The 15,650-nt window shown below is 44.6% G+C and carries 14 protein-coding genes; 11 read left to right on the top strand and 3 right to left on the bottom strand.

From position 1 onward, the window contains the following. Positions 1-19 precede the first annotated feature (19 nt). The 7 genes from V7L05_RS05080 to V7L05_RS05050 all read left to right on the top strand — a co-directional run bounded on the left by V7L05_RS05080 (position 20) and on the right by V7L05_RS05050 (position 7,418). Complete coding sequence (locus tag V7L05_RS05080) at positions 20-238, top strand: hypothetical protein (RefSeq protein ID WP_335162389.1); 219 nt, start codon at positions 20-22, stop codon at positions 236-238. A 109-nt stretch (positions 239-347) separates the two neighbouring features. Then, positions 348-1,517, top strand: coding sequence for a pyridoxal phosphate-dependent aminotransferase (locus tag V7L05_RS05075; RefSeq protein ID WP_335162387.1), 1,170 nt, complete (start codon positions 348-350; stop codon positions 1,515-1,517). Positions 1,518-1,714: 197 nt separating this feature from the next. Further along, positions 1,715-2,152 carry a secondary thiamine-phosphate synthase enzyme YjbQ gene (locus V7L05_RS05070; protein WP_335162385.1) on the top strand — a complete coding sequence of 146 codons (438 nt, stop codon included), beginning with the start codon at positions 1,715-1,717 and terminating at the stop codon, positions 2,150-2,152. A 303-nt stretch (positions 2,153-2,455) separates the two neighbouring features. Continuing rightward, positions 2,456-3,529 carry an aromatic ring-hydroxylating dioxygenase subunit alpha gene (locus V7L05_RS05065; protein ID WP_335162383.1) on the top strand — a complete coding sequence of 358 codons (1,074 nt, stop codon included), beginning with the start codon at positions 2,456-2,458 and terminating at the stop codon, positions 3,527-3,529. A gap of 72 nt (positions 3,530-3,601) precedes the next feature. After that, on the top strand, positions 3,602-4,315 hold the full coding sequence (locus tag V7L05_RS05060) for a 2Fe-2S iron-sulfur cluster-binding protein (RefSeq protein WP_335162381.1): 714 nt from the start codon (positions 3,602-3,604) through the stop codon (positions 4,313-4,315). Beyond that, on the top strand, positions 4,312-5,307 hold the full coding sequence (locus tag V7L05_RS05055; protein WP_335162379.1) for an FAD binding domain-containing protein: 996 nt from the start codon (positions 4,312-4,314) through the stop codon (positions 5,305-5,307). The genes V7L05_RS05060 and V7L05_RS05055 overlap by 4 nt, the downstream gene beginning before the upstream one ends. Then, the gene (locus V7L05_RS05050) at positions 5,304-7,418 is read left to right on the top strand and encodes a xanthine dehydrogenase family protein molybdopterin-binding subunit (RefSeq protein ID WP_335162377.1); all 2,115 of its coding nucleotides are present in this window, start codon (positions 5,304-5,306) and stop codon (positions 7,416-7,418) included. The genes V7L05_RS05055 and V7L05_RS05050 overlap by 4 nt, the downstream gene beginning before the upstream one ends. Before the next feature lie 35 nt (positions 7,419-7,453). Here the strand turns inward: V7L05_RS05050 and V7L05_RS05045 are convergent, their stop codons facing one another. Together V7L05_RS05045 and V7L05_RS05040 are read right to left on the bottom strand one after the other, a co-directional pair. Next, a complete protein-coding gene (locus tag V7L05_RS05045; protein WP_335162375.1) occupies positions 7,454-8,131 on the bottom strand; it encodes an SDR family oxidoreductase in 678 nt (225 codons plus the stop codon). 29 nt (positions 8,132-8,160) lie between these two features. Continuing rightward, positions 8,161-9,141 (bottom strand): alpha/beta hydrolase family protein, encoded by a 981-nt coding sequence (locus V7L05_RS05040; protein WP_335162374.1) that lies wholly within the window; start codon positions 9,139-9,141, stop codon positions 8,161-8,163. A gap of 298 nt (positions 9,142-9,439) precedes the next feature. Here V7L05_RS05040 and V7L05_RS05035 point away from each other — a divergent pair, with 298 nt between their 5' ends. Both V7L05_RS05035 and V7L05_RS05030 read left to right on the top strand, forming a co-directional pair. Then, positions 9,440-9,835: a hypothetical protein gene (locus V7L05_RS05035; RefSeq protein ID WP_335162372.1), complete on the top strand. Its 396-nt coding sequence runs from the start codon at positions 9,440-9,442 to the stop codon at positions 9,833-9,835. 529 nt (positions 9,836-10,364) lie between these two features. Next, complete coding sequence (locus V7L05_RS05030; RefSeq protein WP_335162370.1) at positions 10,365-12,128, top strand: WD40 repeat domain-containing protein; 1,764 nt, start codon at positions 10,365-10,367, stop codon at positions 12,126-12,128. Between the two features lie 398 nt (positions 12,129-12,526). Here the strand turns inward: V7L05_RS05030 and V7L05_RS05025 are convergent, their stop codons facing one another. Beyond that, positions 12,527-13,972, bottom strand: coding sequence for an alpha-L-fucosidase (locus V7L05_RS05025; RefSeq protein WP_335162368.1), 1,446 nt, complete (start codon positions 13,970-13,972; stop codon positions 12,527-12,529). 166 nt (positions 13,973-14,138) lie between these two features. On the opposite strand from V7L05_RS05025, the gene V7L05_RS34610 reads away from it, so the two are divergent. Both V7L05_RS34610 and V7L05_RS05015 read left to right on the top strand, forming a co-directional pair. After that, complete coding sequence (locus tag V7L05_RS34610) at positions 14,139-14,417, top strand: hypothetical protein (RefSeq protein WP_442937076.1); 279 nt, start codon at positions 14,139-14,141, stop codon at positions 14,415-14,417. Positions 14,418-15,111: 694 nt separating this feature from the next. Then, a complete protein-coding gene (locus V7L05_RS05015) occupies positions 15,112-15,540 on the top strand; it encodes a hypothetical protein (RefSeq protein ID WP_335162366.1) in 429 nt (142 codons plus the stop codon). Positions 15,541-15,650: the final 110 nt, after the last annotated feature.

Below are 15,650 nucleotides of genomic sequence, written 5' to 3'. Positions count from 1 at the left end.
CACCGCCAGGAGTCTCTTAATGTTCATTGATGAATTGTCACCTTTATTCAGAGAATTTATCCAGCATCCAGTCTCATTTGTGGGTGGGTTATTCTCTGGTGTGCTTCGGCTCAATCTTGCAGACGATCCAGTTAAAAGCTGGCTGGATAAACAGATCCGCTCAAATAGTTACACCAGCAGCACAACAGACGCACATAATGGCAAAGGCATTGGGCCTCAACAGATTTCGATTGACTAAATTTTGGGGCGATCGCAAATCCGGTTAATCATTTTGGTAAAGTACCTACACTGTACCGTTCGCGGTAGCATTCCGCAGGAAAGGTCAGTGTAGGCTTACAAAAGGAAATATGGAATCTCTAACCTCTCGGATGCAGGGGGTACAGTCGCCAATTATTCCTGTGGTTGGGGAACTGATTAAAAACTCTCCTGGAACAATCTCTCTAGGACAAGGTGTTGTTTATTACAACCCACCACCGTCAGCTAGAGAATTTTTAGCCAAATTCTTCGCCGAACCCGCTAATAATTTATACAAATCAGTTGAAGGAATTCCCCCGTTGCTGACAGCACTTGCAGAAAAATTGCCAGCCTTCAACGGCATTGAAATCAATGGGGAAAACTGTATTGTTGTGACGGCGGGAAGCAATATGGGATTTATGAATGCCATTCTTGCGATCACTAGCCCCGGCGATGAAATTATTCTGAATACGCCCTACTATTTCAACCATGAAATGGCGATCGCAATGGCTGGTTGTCGTCCAGTGTTAGTAGCGACGGATGAAAATTACCAACTGCACCCAGAAGCGATCGCTCAAGCAATTACACCCAAAACACGGGCTGTGGTGACAATTTCACCAAATAATCCGACTGGAGTTGTCTATTCAGAGGCAGCATTGCGCCAAGTAAATCAAATTTGTGGTACGCGCGGTATTTACCACATCAGCGATGAAGCCTATGAATACTTTACCTATAACGGGGTAAAACACGTTTCCCCTGGTGCATTTGGGAGTAGTAGCGAGTACACTATTTCTCTCTTTAGCCTTTCCAAAGCATACGGTTTTGCCAGTTGGCGCATTGGCTACATGGTAATTCCCAAACACTTATTTGTCGCCGTCAAAAAAGTCCAGGATACGATTTTGATTTGTCCGCCAGTGATTTCCCAATATGCAGCTTTAGGGGCATTGCAAGCAAAAGAGGAGTATTTGAATAGTAATATAGGTGCGTTAACCCAAGTGCGGCAAGTAGTACTCGATTCCCTTAACCCTCTACAAGGTTTATGTAGCATTACACCCGCCAATGGCGCTTTCTATTTTTTCCTCAAAGTTAATACCGAGATGGATGCTTTTGAGTTAGTTAAAAGATTAATCCAGGAACATAAAGTAGCAGTCATTCCAGGTACAACCTTTGGCATGGATCATGGATGCTACCTACGCGTTGCCTATGGTGCGCTGCAAAAAGAGACGGCAAAAGAAGGTATAGAGAGATTAGTGCAAGGGTTGGAAACTATAGTTAGGAGTTAAGAGTCATTCAATTTTAGATTTTTCCTTAAATTTACAGCAGATTTCAAGGAAAGTGAAGTACACAACGATTCGTTCCAAAGTGAGGTATAAACCCTGTTTTACTTCTGAATTCTGGATTCTGAATTCTGAATTCTGCTATATGAGGGCGTTAGGCTGTGTTCGTATACCTCATCTGCAATCCCTATAAAATTGAACAGATGCCAATTATTAATAAGCTAATTGAAATTGAAACTGAACCAAAAATTAATATTCATGATATAACGCCACAAATCCAATATTTTCTGGCTTCAACATCAATTAAAAAAGGACAAGTTTTAGTATTTTATCGACACACAACAACAGCTTTAGCTATTAACGAAAATGAAGTCAGATTGTTAGAAGATATAAAAGTGTTCTTGCAAAAATTAACACCTGAATCAGGCTATTATTTGCATAATGACTTGCATTTAAGAGATGTCCCGGAAAATGAACCGATTAATGCTCACTCTCACTTAATGGCAATGATGTTGACCACTAGTGAGATAATTCCCCTTGTGGATGGGAAATTAGCTTTGGGAACCTGGCAATCTGTGTTGTTTTTTGAGTTGGATGGCCCGCGCAAAAGAACAGTATTTATCCAAATTTCTGGCGAATAATCCAACTTCAAACCTGCAATACTTCCAGAAGAACCCAAATCTGAGATAATTACGAACACGACCAAAAACTGTATCAGTTGAATTTACTTAGGGACTTCCAAGAAATAAATTATCCCTCTTGTGGGGTGGGCATCCTGCCCGCCCTGAATATAGGACGGGTGAGGACACCCATCCCACAAGATAATTTGGGATGTTTTTTTATTTGTCAGTCCCTTACAGCAATTAAAAACCTGAAAGAATGTTTTCAACTTTCCTTTTTACAAACCAGGACTTTCGTTGTGTCAAAGGCAGACGCAATTAGTGATGAAAAATAACGATAACTTTCTATTACGTAATACTTGGTACTATGCTCTGCCTAGTAATCAGATCAAGCCAGGTATGATGATCAGCCGCATTTTCTTGGGAGAACCGGTGCTGTTAATTCGTGACCAGGATGGCAAAGTGTCTGCGATGACAGACATTTGTCCTCATCGTGGTGTCCCCTTGAGTTGTGGTAGATTCGATGGGCAGGAAGTGGAATGCTGTTACCACGGTTGGCGTTTTAACTCGGCTGGGCGCTGTACTGCGATCCCGTCTCTTGTGGAAGAACAGCAGATGGATTTGAGTCGCTTCGACGTACAATCATACACAATTCGGGAAGCTCAAGGGAATATCTGGATATATATGGCTGATGCCGATAACCCTAAACCTGCTTCTGAGATGGAGATTCCGGTAATTCCAGGATTTGATGAGCGATCCCTACGGGGGGCTTCGCCAACGCCCCAGTTCGTAGAGGTGATGAAATTCCCCTGTTTTATAGATCATGCAGTAGTAGGTCTGATGGACCCTGCTCATTCACCCTATGTTCATAAAGCTTGGTGGTGGCGAAATGAGCAACTGCATGAAGAAGTGAAGCAATTCGACGCTTCGCCCTACGGCTTCACGATGCGACGACACCGATTGCCAGCGAATGGGGGTCGATTATACTGGCTGATTGGCGGTGGTGTGCCGGAAACCGAGATTTCTTTTCGTTTACCTGGAGTCAGAATAGAAGAAACCACCATTGGCAACCATCGAGTCGTTAATTTAACAGCAGTTACACCCATTTCAGACACAGAAACTGAAGTAACTTTTGTTCTTTACTGGACACTTCCTTGGGTAGGATTTTTCAAGCCACTGCTACATGTGCTGGCGCGGACTTTCATTGGTCAAGACCGGACGGTTGTGGAAAAACAGCAGATTGGTCTGAAATATAATCCCGTGCTGCGACTGATTAAGGACTCAGATATGCAGGCGCAGTGGTATTACCAATTAAAGCGGGAGTATGCTCGGTCTGTCACTGAAGGACGAGAATTTGTGAACCCTGTCAAGGGTCAGATACTCCGCTGGCGTGCTTAAAATTGAGATTTAAGCTATGCATATCCCTAAGTTCTCAGAATTACTGCATTATTCAATTTAGAAGGACGAATTATGGAACACAAAAAAAGGGTGGAAAAAACATCCCAACCCGATTTTTTGGGACAAGCACAGACTGCTGCCGGAACAGCTATAACCACTCCCTCATTACTCAATCAGGCAACTATAGCAAAGGACGCTAGCCAAAGTAACCCAGGTGAGATGAACGTGAAACTTACTGTTAACGGTGAGCAGCAAACCCTCGACCTTGAGCCGCGTGTCACACTCTTAGATGCCCTGCGCGATCGCCTGGGGCTAGTGGGCAGCAAAAAAGGATGCGATCACGGACAGTGTGGGGCCTGTACTGTTCTGATCGATGGTGAGCGAGTTTATTCCTGCCTGACTCTGGCAGTGATGCAGGAAGACAAAGCGATCGTCACCATTGAAGGGCTGGCGAAGGGCGATACTCTCCATCCAGTGCAGGCAGCATTCATTGATAACGATGGCTTCCAGTGCGGCTATTGTACCCCAGGACAGATTTGTGCTTCTGTTGCCTTACTTGATGAAGTCAAACGGGGCTGTGCCAGCGTTGTCACACCAGATTTGGCTAGTCCCCCACAGTTGGCTGAACTCTCTGAAGCTGAAATCAAGGAGCGACTGAGTGGTAATCTCTGTCGATGTAGCGCTTACAACGGCATTGTGGCAGCAGTCCAGCAGGTAATAGGACAAAAACCGCCCTCTGCTGCCGCAGTTGTGATGGTCAATGAGCCCCAGGAGATGCTCACATGAACAACTTCACTTACACCCGTGCTACCTCTGTGAAAGATGCGGTTGAACGGGCAACGAATGACCAAAATGCGATATTGATTGCAGGCGGTACGAATTTGGTTGACCGTCTCAAAGTCTTTCTGGATGAGCCATCGCAACTTATCGACATTTCTCGATTAGAGATGAAGCGTATTGAACGGACAAGTGAGGGTGGTCTGAGCATTGGAGCGCTGGTAACTAACACAGCAGTGGCAGACCATCCTGATGTTCGCCGCGATTATCCAATACTGTCCCGGGCGATTCTTTCTGGTGCGTCTCAGCAAATCCGGAATATGGCAACCGTAGGGGGCAACCTACTGCAACGCACTCGCTGTCCTTACTACTATGATACCGCCTTCCCTTGCAACAAACGGCAACCGGGAAGCGGCTGTCCGGCAGCAACGGGCATCAACCGGATGCACGCCATCCTTGGGGCCAGTGACCAATGCGTGGCAGTTCAACCCTCGGATATGTGTGTCCCTCTTGCTGCTCTGGATGCTGTTGTTGTTGTGGAAGGTCCCAAGGGTAAGCGGCAGATACCATTGATAGACTTTCACCGACTACCAGGGAACACACCCCAGCGAGATACAAACTTAGAGCCAGGTGAGTTGATTACCTCTGTGGTTCTGCCGCCAGTGCCGTTTGCCAAATCAGGGGTTTACCTGAAGTTACGCGATCGCACTTCCTATGCCTTTGCGTTAGTCTCTGTGGCAGCTGCGATTGACTTGGCGGGCGAGCAGATTCAGAATGTGCGCTTGGCAATGGGTGGTGTAGCCCATAAACCTTGGCGCTCAAAGGAAGCAGAAAAGTTTTTGATCGGCAAGAGTGCCAATACTGCAACGTTTCAAGAGGCGGCAGAAATTGCACTTCAAGAAGCTAAACCATTAACTCATAACAGTTTCAAAGTTGACTTGGCAAAGCGGGCAATTCGTCGCGCACTCACGGTGTCAGCCAAAGGAGGAGGCGTAGTATGAACAAAGTAATTGGGACTGCCATCAACCGCAAGGATGGACGGGCAAAGGTTACGGGCACGGCAACCTACGCCGCAGAACATCAAATTCCAGGTCTGGTTCACGGTTATCTAGTCACCGCCAGCATTGCCAATGGGCAAATTAAAAGCATCGACACCAGTGTGGCAGAAAAGACAATAGGTGTCATAGATGTTTTCACGCATAAAAACTTGCCTAAAGTGTTTACGCCAGCCAACGACTTTATGACCTCGAAAATCTACGAGGCTCGTCTGCCGTTGTCGGATGACAAAATTCACTATGCAGGGCAAATTATCGGCTTGGTAGTAGCAGACACCTTCGAGCGGGCGCGTGATGCGGCGCATTTGGTCAAGGTGGAATACATAAGCCAAAAGCCAGTCGTGGAAGCTGCGAAAGCCACCTTCAAGGAGGCACCACCGCAGATGGGTCAAGAGCTAAAGTTTGAAAAGGGGAATTTTGCGGCAGGGGTGGCAAGTGCAACAACGAAACTTACAGCCACCTACAAGACAGCCACCGAAATGCACGCGGCGATGGAACCCCATGCCATCATTGCCCACTGGCAAGATGCAAATTCACTCACTGTTTACGAGCCGTCTCAGTGGGTGTTGGCAACTCAGCGCACCTATGCGGAACTCTTCGGACTGCCATCTGAGCGGGTTCGTGTCATCACACCTTTTTTGGGTGGAGCTTTCGGCTCTAAAGCCTTCCCCTGGCCCCACGGTATTCTCTGTGCTGCGGCTGCCCGTGAACTTCAGCGTCCTCTCAGAGTCGTCCTCAGCCGACGGCAAATGACAGCGAACGCCGGACACCGCTCCGAAACCGAGCAAACTATGCGCTTGGGAGCAACTGCTGATGGTAGTTTAACTGCGATCGCCCATGAGGTTAAATCCTGTACCTCACCAGTGGATGTCTTTACAGAACCCTGTACCTCGGTCACGCCAGTTATGTATACAGCGCCGAATTTGCAACTGAAGCAGGAACTAGGAGTACTGAACATCGGTACACCAACATTCATGCGCGCGCCAGGAGAGAATCCTGGGATGTGGGCGTTAGAGTCAGCGATGGACGAACTGGCCTGGATGCTAAAGATTGACCCGGTAGAACTGCGCCTAAAAAACGAAGCTAAAGAACACCAGCGCAAAGGTCAGCCATTCTCAGCCAAACATTTTGCTGACTGTTTGCTCTTTGGTGCGGAGCAATTTGGCTGGAAAGACAGACCAAAACAGCCCCGTTCTTTGACACGCGATGGTAAACTCCTTGGTTGGGGGATGGCGGCAGCAACCTACCCTGGCTTGCGGGCGAAAGCATCAGTCAAGGTACGGCTGCTAGCAGATGGTACTGCCCATCTTCTCACCGCCGGGAATGACATGGGCACTGGCGCATATACAGTTGTTGCAGCCACAGCAGCAGACGCATTGGGGCTACCCGTCGAACAGATACAAGTAGAGTTGGGCGACTCCTTGCTACCAGATGGAGGCATGGCGGGTGGTTCCATGATGACAGCATCTCTCGTCCCGGCGGTCATGTCAGCTTGTCAGCAAGTTCTGAAAACTGCTCATGCTAAGACCGCACAAGAGGCGTTTGCAACTCTGAATCAGTCCGGCCAGGCAGCAATTGAGGCCACAGCATCCTCCGCTCCTGGCGATGAAGCCAAGAAATGGGCGTTCCAGTCTTGGGGGGCACATTTTTGCGAAGTCAGCGTGGATGAAGAAATCGGACGTTTGCGGGTGACGCGCTGGGTGTCAGTGATGGATATCGGGCGAGTTATCAACTCTAAAACAGCAGCCAGTCAAGTCCGTGGTGGCGTGATCATGGGTATTGGGCAAGCCTTAATGGAGGAGTGCCAAGTTGATCCAAACATCGGCTATCCCGTGGTTTATGACCTTGCTACCTATCACTTCCCAGCCCATGCAGATATTCCTCGCATTCAGGTGGCCTTCGTCGGCGAACCTGACCTCAACTTCAACCCAGCAGGTGTACGAGGTGTAGGCGAAATTGGGATCACAGGTGTCTCGGCTGCGATCGCCAATGCAGTTTACCATGCCACAGGTAAGCGCATCCGTGATTTACCCATTACACCTGACAAGTTGATCTAAAAGGCATGGGACGTTGAAAAGAAGCTCCAGGGGCACTAACCCAAACTAAATTCTGCAAATTCTCTTTGCCCAAACAGCATGTTTCGGTCTACGGCTGACAAAATTTTATTATTGGCACGCTCGCTATTTAAACAGCGACCAACTAACTGCGCGACATCTGCACGATTGATGCTACCAATAATCTGCGGATCTTCAGTCAAAACGCCATTACCCGTTGCTGGTTCTGACTTTAGTCCACCTGGACGGATGATTGTATAGGTGAGTCCACTGGCAATTAAGTGTTGTTCAGCTTTGTCTTTCTCAGCTAAAACTTTTCCCAGTACCGCTAAAACTTGGGGTGACGCAGCAACAACACTATTGCCAGCACCTATGGAAGAAACAAGAATAAACTTTTGCACCCCAGCTTTAACTGCTGCATCAATCAGATTTTTATTACCAGGGTAATCCGGCCTTTCTACATCTGTTGGCAAACCGCCAATTGTACTGATAACGGTGTGAATAGGTTCATCTGTCACCATTGCGCGTTCTACATCCTCAACATTCAAGGCATCTCCCAGAACTACCTCAATACCAATTCTTTCTAGTTCAGTAGCAACTGCTGCTGTTCTCAGCAGTGCTTTGACCTTTAGCTGTTGCGCCCTCAGATATTGGGCAATTTCTCGACCAACACCGCGACTTGCTCCAGCCAGAAAAATATAAGATGCACTTGTCATATTGATTTTGGATTACCTAATAAGCTTAACTACTTACGCTCAAAGGATTTTATCAGAGAATTGACAGTAGTTAATAATTGCTCAAGCTCCTGGGATGCTTCTGCTTGGTGGCGAACATAAGTGTCAATAAATAGACCAATAATTTCACTCATTAGCAAACGCAAGTTTTCTTCGAGTTGAGTAGCTTTTAAGTCGAGAGAGGGTCTAACTGTAGTGGAGTCTGGCTGATCAACTATCGAAAAGTGATTTGCTCCCTCTAAGATTATTAGATAGCTGTCATTTCGTCCCCCAGCAATTGCTTCTTGGAATGTACGTATGACTGGGGTGGTAGCATCCCCAGGACTTAGACCATAGGCTTCGCTACTGTTAAGCATGAATCCATCACGGGTTCCTCCCATCAATAGCAGTGGTAGGGAATCTGGTAAAGGCAAGATGGTTCCTGGTTCATACCCCATCATTAAAAGTCCTCTGCTACTTGCGCCATAAGCAAAAGATGCAGCAACTCCAGGGAAAAACCGAGGGTCAGCATTTTGGATAGATACCATACCACCCGCAGAGTGTCCACCGAGAATGATCCGTTTTAAATCCAGCATTCCTGCTAAAATTCCTTGATTTTGTAACTGTTCGAGTTTAGCTAGGAGTGCTGGCAAAGCCGAAGCTGTGGGAGCAGTACGATAAATTGTGGGTTTCATCTTTTCCAAATCAATCCCAGGTGTGAGGCTAATTACACCTGATAGACCCTCAGCAATCCAATTAAAGAGAACGACTACCAATCCACGTTCAGCCAATTTAACTGCTAACCATTGGTATTGTTGGGCATCACAGTTATAGCCATTCAAGAAAATCACTACTGGAAAAGGTGCCTTTTCTGGATTAGCAGGCTCAATTCCGATACTTTTTTCTAACTGATCCGGTATCTGTCCTGGATAGAGAATTTTTAGATGGATGGTATCGTAAGGTGACTCGACACCCTCAACTTTGGCAGCTTCAAAAAAAGCACGAACTGTCATCTGTACCTTCCTAACTTTGACTTCAAGAAAATCTTCCCCTCAGTGTACAACTGTTCCTCGCAAGCAAAATCTAATGATCTAAAATAACGATAGTAACTAAGTAGAAAGCAGAAGTCAGCAGTAAAGACGTGATTAATTGCGTCTGTATAGGAGTCAGGAAAATCATTTCGCTGATTGGGATTCTACCTACTGGTAATTAAAAAATATTACTACAAGAATTATACTTAACCTAGTTGTAGGAAGTATTTCGGTTAACAATTGTGGCAATCTAGCAAATAACTCTTCAAGGGATTTACTTATGGCTAAAAAATCTCAAACAAATCTAGAACAATATCAAGATGTCAGATTATCTGCCACTACAAGAATTTGGGTAATTACAGTAGCCATTCTCGGAGTTTGTGTCCCGCTTTCAGTCGTTACGAGAAGCGGTGCTATTCTTCCTTTAGTTGCAATTGGTGGCGCAGCTGTTGGTACAGTTGCTATTTGGCGTTCTGATGAGCGGAAATCAAAAACTAACTATTTGCAACAGCAGCAAATAGAACTGTTAGAGCAAAGATTAGCAAATTTAGAAACAATTGTTAGCAGTGATGACTTGAACTTGCAAATGAAAATTAAACAGATTGAGGCCAGAGATACTTTTGGCGACCCCTCTGATGTAAGTACTACACCCAGACAACCAAAACGCAAAGATTAAAATTAGCTAATCTTCGCCATTTATACGATTTTCAGATGATCTCCCCTAGAATCAGCCACAGGAGATTATTTTTGTGCAAGTAAGTGGGCAAGAATAAATCAAACTATGCTACGCAATGTAAATTTATTTAAATTGTCTGTAGTAAGGACTTCAGCACTTACTATAAACCTTTACTTATTCACGCCCACTTACTTAGATACTTATTGACTTAACGTTCCCACAACATTTGAAATCGCTCTAAGATTAAACTTTCCTTTGTAGCTAGAACTGTTTCTAGGGAAACAGTATCTCGTTCTCCATGTCCGTTAGAATTGATTGACATGATTTAATTCTCTATACTTCAGCTGCATCAGTTAATGAAATGTCTAAGTGCTATCCATCTATATCTTTCCCGCAAATATATGCCAATGGCTGTGTTTTATTAGACTGCTAACATTACGGAATTTTTAATTAACTAAGGTTATAAACTTGAGTAATTGCATTGGTATAGCTTACCGTAGGTATGCAACAGTTTGCCGCAGGAATGCAGATGGATTGGATTAGCTTACTCAAAGCTCAACAAACTGATTTCCTTCAACGTGTGAAAAAACCTAAAACTCATGACTTATCTTTGCTGGAAAGTCAAGTCAAAGGTTGTCACACTGAAATTATAGGATTTTGGGGCGAGCCTTTGGCTAGACTCCAAGAACTTTCTCGCCAACAAGCAGAAGTTCTCGCCAAAAATCCGCCGCCTACCCCGCCTGAATATCCTGAGCCTCCCGACTGGACGATACCTTTTCCCAAATACTTCCAGCAACAAGCCCAAGATTATCTTTTGCGGGAGCAAATCGTTGACCGGGTGATAACTGAACGCTTGGGGAAGTTGGTAAAAAAGGTGCCACAAGATACCCTGCAAAACATGATTTTAGATGATGAGGGAAATTTGGGTGGTGAAAGTAAATTTGCTTATGTACTTAAAGATTATCCTCAAATAAGTGTTCAAGTTTATGTTGCTGATGGAGAAAGTTTTAATGGTATTAAGAAAGACAAAATTAGGTGGTCGGTTACTCAAGAAGATTTAAAAAATCACCAAGTATTAATTTTTCTATGCTTGTTTTATCCATATGCAGGTAAGTTAGGATACGAAAAACAGAGCATAATTACAGGCTTTTTACCTGCAAATCAAATTGAACTTACTGAACCAAAAGTGTACATTACTCCAAGCAAATTGTTGTATGCAGGGGGGGTAAGTTGGTATTTAGAATCACTTATTGGTAAAAAAGAGGCGTTGCCATTAATTAATGAGAGCGCGATCGCAGATACAATCCAAACTCTACCATCAGAGCATTGCCTTAAGAATATAGTCGGTGACTGGGAATGCTGGCAGACTTTGAAAGGACACAACAGAGGCATTAATTGCCTAGCTTTCAGTTCTGGGTGTGGGAATGGCAAAGCCTTACCCATATTGGCAAGTGGTAGTCGTGGAGAGACGAAGCTCTGGGATTTAAGCAAGGGTGAATTAATAGATACATTGTCAGAGTATCCTTGGGTAATATCTGGGCTGGTGGATGAAGTGAATTCTCTAGCTTTTAGTTCAGATGGACAGACTTTAGTGAGTTGCGGTGCAGATTCCACAATTAAGCTTTGGCACGTAGGCGCTTTAGACTTGATAGATATTTTGCACAAACATAATGGGGTAGTGCGGTGCGCTGCCTTTACCCCAGATGGCAGAATGTTAGCGACTGGCGGAGATGACAGAAAAATTCTGTTTTGGGATTTGATGCAACGTCAGGTTGCGATCGCACTCTCTTTAGATGATACAGCTGCTCATTCCCTAGTTTTAAGTCGAGATGGGGAAACTCTGGTGACAGGTAGCTATCGCAAAATTAAAGTCTGGCGCACCTTACCCCAGACGGGGATAAAAAGTTTAAAGGACGCACAACCACTGCATACCCTGATGGGTCATTCTCACATCGTCCGTTCCTTGGCGATTAGTGCAGATGGTAAAATGCTGGTGAGTGGTAGCTGGGATCAAACGATTAAAGTTTGGCAATTGGAGACTGGAGAATTACTTCATACTCTCAAAGGACATAGAGATAGAGTATATGCGATCGCTTTAAGTCCCGATGGACAAATTATCGCTAGCGGTAGTGCTGATAAAACCATCAAATTGTGGCATCTACAAACCGGGGAATTGCTGGGTACTTTTACAGGTCATACTCATATAGTCACAGCGTTAGCTTTCACAGCTTCCGGTGAGATGTTGGTAAGCGGGAGTTTGGATAAGACAATTAAAATTTGGCAACGAAGTTAATGGTAATTCGTAATTCGTAATTCGTAATTAATTGTTGAGTTTTTGAGATTCGTGGATGAAACTCAAAACTCCGTTAACGAGTATTTGAAGTGGATGCATCCACCTCTGAACTCCGTTAACGAGTATTTGAAGTGGATGCATCCACCTCTGAACTCCGTCAATGAGTATTTGAACTGGATGCATCCACCTTTGAACTCCGTTAACGAGTCTTTGAACTGGATGCATCCACCTCTGAACTCCGTTAACGAGTCTTTGAACTGGATGCATCCACCTCTGAACTCCGTTAACGAGTCTTTGAACTGGATGCATCCACCTTTGAACTCCGTCAATGAGCTTTTGATACTCCTGAACAACAAACTTTAAAAACTCTCTGCGCCAACAGAGTTAATATCCGAGCTTCAGGAAAGAGGTATCTGGCTGATTTTCAACGTGTAGGCTGGTGATTTTTTCCCCACACACATATCCGGTAGCGTGACAACTAAATTCTGTCCGTACTGTTGCCACTCAAGTTTACCTTTTGCCCCTAGCATTGTAATCTTTGCATTTTTCGGCAGAATTAGCCCTGGGATTGTCAGCGTCTGACTCATAGGAGTATCAAGCAAGACAGCATACAAATTACCTTTATTTGTGGTGTAGCGCACTCGGATGCCTTGAGTGGATACATCTTCTGAGCGTATCCAATAGCGCGAACCAAAGATGGCTTCACAATTTACATCTAGCCACTTGCCTAAGCCTAGCAACCGTTCAGTTTGCAGTTTAGAGATTGAACCATCGGCATTTGGGCCAATGTTGAGCAGTAAGTTGCCGTTTTTACTAACAATGTCTACGAATGAGTCTACTAGTTCATCTACTGAAATCATGTTCAAGTCGGTATCATTCTGGTTGTAACCGAACGAGTAACCTAAACCTCTTGTGCTTTCCCATTTTTTTGGTTCGATTTGTTTGAGTTGACTGTATTCAGGTGTGGAGAAGTCGAAGTGTAAACCCAATTGCCCACCTAAATCAAAGCGGTCATTAACGACACCGTTAGCTACGTGATTATAAAAGTAAGCCATAATCCCGTTCGCCTGACCAACAGGGTAGCCAAGGTCATTCCATAAGATAGACGGCTGATAGCGGTCAATAAGTTCGCGCCAGTCAGCGTTAGCATATTCAGCGTAAGCTTTTTCTTGGATAATGGCTGCAACCAAGCTGTTAAAGTCTGTCACCGTTGTATCTTGTTTAGACCAATCAATACCGCCGGAGTAGTACAGACCCATACGCATACCTTGTTTACGAACGGCTTGTGTCAGTTCGCCCACAATATCCCGCGCCGCCACTCCTCTTGACTGGTTTGTGGTTTTGCTAGGCCATAACAGGAAGCCATCATGATGTTTGGTCGTCAGCACAACGTACCGCGCACCTACTTTAGAAAACAGTTTTGCCCATTGGGATGGATTCCACTTTGTAATGGCTGCGTTGAAGGTGGGGATGAAGTCGTCATAGGTGAAATTTTTACCGTAGGTCGCACGGTGATAGTTATAGGTATCACTGCCCTCAAGTTTCATCGAGTTGTAGTACCATTCAGCATAAGGGTTGTGCTGGAACCAATATTCCCAACCGCGTTCTGCAACTACCTTGTTCTGTTCACCAGTCAGTGGTGCCCAAGCAGGTACGGAGTACACGCCCCAGTGAATGAAAATGCCGAGTTTAGCATCTTTGAACCACTCTGGAACTTCATGCTTTGATAGCGACTCATTTGTTGGTTCATATATCTGTCGTGCAAAGGCAGTAGAAGCTGTCAGATTCAAAAAGCTACTTAGAATTGTTGTAATAATTAATATGCGTAGTAGATACCTAAACATCACAATGCTCTTGATTAGGGGACATATAATTTTATAGCTGTATCTCGTCAGTGGGGAATGGGGAGTAGAGAAGTAATTAGCAGTAGCAGTAGGGTGCGTTAGCCTTCGGCATAACACATCCTGAATTTTTGATGCCGTACTCTCGGCGATAACACACCCTACTGACGTGGCAAGACAAAAATATTTGTCAGTTAACGATCGCACTCTCTGCAAAAATCTTTGTAACGAGTGCGATCGCAGTAAAATCAAACTAAAGCGATTGTCGAAGCGATCAAAAAAGGCGGCTATGACGGTAACTACCTATAAATGGACAATTGAACGCTATCACCGAGCAATAGAAGCAGAGATTTTTGATGACCAACCTATTGAACTATTGCGCGGCGACCTCATAGTTATGTCCCCAGAACTTGAACTGGATGAATCCACCTTTGAACTCCGTCAATGAGTCTTTGAACTGGATGCATCCACCTTTGAACTCCGTTGAGGAGTGTTTGAACTGGATGAATCCACCTCTGAACTCCGTTGACGAGTCTTTGAACTAGATGAATCTACCTCTGAACTCCGTTGACGAGTCTTTGAACTAGATGAATCCACCTTTGAACTCCGTCAATGAGCTTTTGATACTCCTGAACAACAAACTTTAAAAACTCTCTGCACTTCTGCGCTTCTGCGTGAAACTTAAAACTGTGTTAACAGCGTTTCCGAGTAGCGAGTGAAATTATATACAATAGCTTATCAGTTGCCTACACTCAATAATACCAAGTTAGAACTGACAGTTAAACAAGTTTTTAGGTGGCTGACTATGAGTTAAGTAATATAGCGGTTCTCAGTTGAGTCCAATATGGTCAACTCGATGCTCTATAAGCATTGTATATATTTTGAAAAACTTTTCATATCTCAGTGCATAAATATTAAAAGCCATCGTAAAGAATCATAGTACAGAGGTTCACCTAGTAAGTATCACAAAAAAGGTGCAAATTTGTGGTGTTGTTGAATCATCAGATGATTTGTTCCAATAGGAAACGAAGTTTTAATGGTTACAGTTGCCGATTCATCTCGCAAATATGTCATGCCAATTTAGGGAATTAAAACTTACCTAATTATCTCTGTATGCACTTAATTAAAAAAGGAGAAAAACCATGCTAGGCATCAACAAAAGGACTTCTAATTCTGATCTTGCTTGTATCGATGACGAACAACTATTCGCTCAATTGACTCCTGAAGAAGGGGCTGTCATAGAAGGAGGCGCATTCCTTCTTATAGATCAACTTCAGGCTATCAAAGCTGATGCAGATACATTCGGCGATGATGATACCTATATCACAGTCAATGGCAGTAAGCTCTGGGGACCTGGTAGTTTTTCTACCGGACAGACATCTGGAGTTAACCGAGGTTTAGGCGTTGATTTCCCTGCAAGGATCGAACTTTTCGATGAAGACGGCGGTTTCAACGGCTCTGACGATTCTCTAGGTGGTTTTACTATCAATGGGTCAACAAATGGCGCGGCGGCAATAGCGCGTGTGTCTGGAGGTGGCTCTATATATGATGTGTATTACCGTGTTTTTTGATCAAGAGGATCGTAACTTAGTACACGTCACCGTAAAAAAGGGTCGGAAATTATGCGGCAATCACGAGGTCACTTGGAGTCATATTCTTGGAGTCTTGTTTCAAGCATTTT

It is taken from the genome of Nostoc sp. (assembly GCF_036917755.1).
In the GTDB taxonomy this organism is placed as follows: Bacteria; Cyanobacteriota; Cyanobacteriia; order Cyanobacteriales; family Nostocaceae; genus Nostoc.
Note: the sequence above shows the minus strand (reverse complement) of the source record. Positions and strands in the feature narration are given on the sequence as shown.

Bases quoted from the DNA above. Each gene is read 5' to 3' on its own strand.
- V7L05_RS05040 (WP_335162374.1), bottom strand. From the start codon at position 9,141: ATGACAGTTCGTGCTTTTTTTGAAGCTGCCAAAGTTGAGGGTGTCGAG.
- V7L05_RS05075 (WP_335162387.1), top strand. From the start codon at position 348: ATGGAATCTCTAACCTCTCGGATGCAGGGGGTACAGTCGCCAATTATT.
- V7L05_RS05030 (WP_335162370.1), top strand. From the start codon at position 10,365: ATGGATTGGATTAGCTTACTCAAAGCTCAACAAACTGATTTCCTTCAA.
- V7L05_RS05015 (WP_335162366.1), top strand. From the start codon at position 15,112: ATGCTAGGCATCAACAAAAGGACTTCTAATTCTGATCTTGCTTGTATC.
- V7L05_RS05025 (WP_335162368.1), bottom strand. From the start codon at position 13,972: ATGTTTAGGTATCTACTACGCATATTAATTATTACAACAATTCTAAGT.
- V7L05_RS05060 (WP_335162381.1), top strand. From the start codon at position 3,602: ATGGAACACAAAAAAAGGGTGGAAAAAACATCCCAACCCGATTTTTTG.
- V7L05_RS05050 (WP_335162377.1), top strand. From the start codon at position 5,304: ATGAACAAAGTAATTGGGACTGCCATCAACCGCAAGGATGGACGGGCA.
- V7L05_RS05035 (WP_335162372.1), top strand. From the start codon at position 9,440: ATGGCTAAAAAATCTCAAACAAATCTAGAACAATATCAAGATGTCAGA.
- V7L05_RS05045 (WP_335162375.1), bottom strand. From the start codon at position 8,131: ATGACAAGTGCATCTTATATTTTTCTGGCTGGAGCAAGTCGCGGTGTT.
- V7L05_RS05070 (WP_335162385.1), top strand. From the start codon at position 1,715: ATGCCAATTATTAATAAGCTAATTGAAATTGAAACTGAACCAAAAATT.
- V7L05_RS05055 (WP_335162379.1), top strand. From the start codon at position 4,312: ATGAACAACTTCACTTACACCCGTGCTACCTCTGTGAAAGATGCGGTT.
- V7L05_RS05065 (WP_335162383.1), top strand. From the start codon at position 2,456: ATGAAAAATAACGATAACTTTCTATTACGTAATACTTGGTACTATGCT.
- V7L05_RS05080 (WP_335162389.1), top strand. From the start codon at position 20: ATGTTCATTGATGAATTGTCACCTTTATTCAGAGAATTTATCCAGCAT.